The following is a 388-nucleotide window of genomic DNA, read 5'->3' on the forward strand; positions in this document are numbered from 1 at the left end:
ATTCCGCCGAGGTGAGCCAGGGGTGGCGCTCCTCGCGGTTGGAGGAGGCCTGGGTGGTGGATGGCTCCGAGCCCCTCCACCGCGCGGAGTACCACGTCACGCTGCCCCCTTCGGTGACGCGCCTGCGGGATGTGGGCGAGTACGTGGAGTTCCTCGACACCGACGGGCAGCCGGTCCTGCGCTTCCACCCGTCCGAGGTGCGCGATGCGCGGGGCGAGTCCCGGCGTGGTGACACGCGCCTGTCGGGGGTTCGCGCGTCATCGCTCGCGAACGTGTTCGAGGTGGAGGGCCCTCGCGTGAGCCTCGTCACCGAAGTGGCGCTCGCCGGACTCACCGCGCCGCTGGTGGTGGACCCGGGCTGGTCGTCGACGGCCACCATGGCGACCCC

General features: G+C 72.4%; 1 protein-coding gene. It reads left to right on the forward strand.

Annotated features, from left to right (window positions below; translation table 11 throughout):
• A partial coding sequence (locus G4D85_RS48695; protein WP_164021974.1) for a hypothetical protein occupies window positions 1-388 on the forward strand: 388 nt, incomplete at both ends.

The sequence above is a fragment of the Pyxidicoccus trucidator genome, assembly GCF_010894435.1.
GTDB lineage: Bacteria > Myxococcota > Myxococcia > Myxococcales > Myxococcaceae > Myxococcus > Myxococcus trucidator.